General features: G+C 51.4%; 2 tRNA genes. Both read right to left on the bottom strand.

The window, feature by feature from the left end:
* Window positions 1–21 precede the first annotated feature (21 nt).
* A tRNA-Ala gene (locus F1609_RS34000) sits at window positions 22–97 on the bottom strand.
* Window positions 98–118: 21 nt separating this feature from the next.
* Window positions 119–195, bottom strand: a tRNA-Ile gene (locus tag F1609_RS33995).
* Window positions 196–245: the final 50 nt, after the last annotated feature.

Below are 245 nucleotides of genomic sequence, written 5' to 3'. Positions count from 1 at the left end.
ACTTTCAAGAGTTAAGTAGAGTGGTGGAGGATGACGGGATCGAACCGACGACCCCCTGCTTGCAAAGCAGGTGCTCTCCCAGCTGAGCTAATCCCCCAAGGTATATCTAAAGACATACTGGTAGGGCTGGTTGGACTCGAACCAACGACCCCCGCGTTATCAACACGGTGCTCTAACCAGCTGAGCTACAGCCCCGACTTGGACACTGCTACTGTTTCTTCTAAATTCAACAGTCGATAAGAGTG

Origin of the sequence: Massilia aquatica (assembly GCF_011682045.1) — a bacterium.
In the GTDB taxonomy this organism is placed as follows: domain Bacteria; phylum Pseudomonadota; class Gammaproteobacteria; order Burkholderiales; family Burkholderiaceae_D; genus Telluria_A; species Telluria_A aquatica.
Note: the sequence above shows the minus strand (reverse complement) of the source record. Positions and strands in the feature narration are given on the sequence as shown.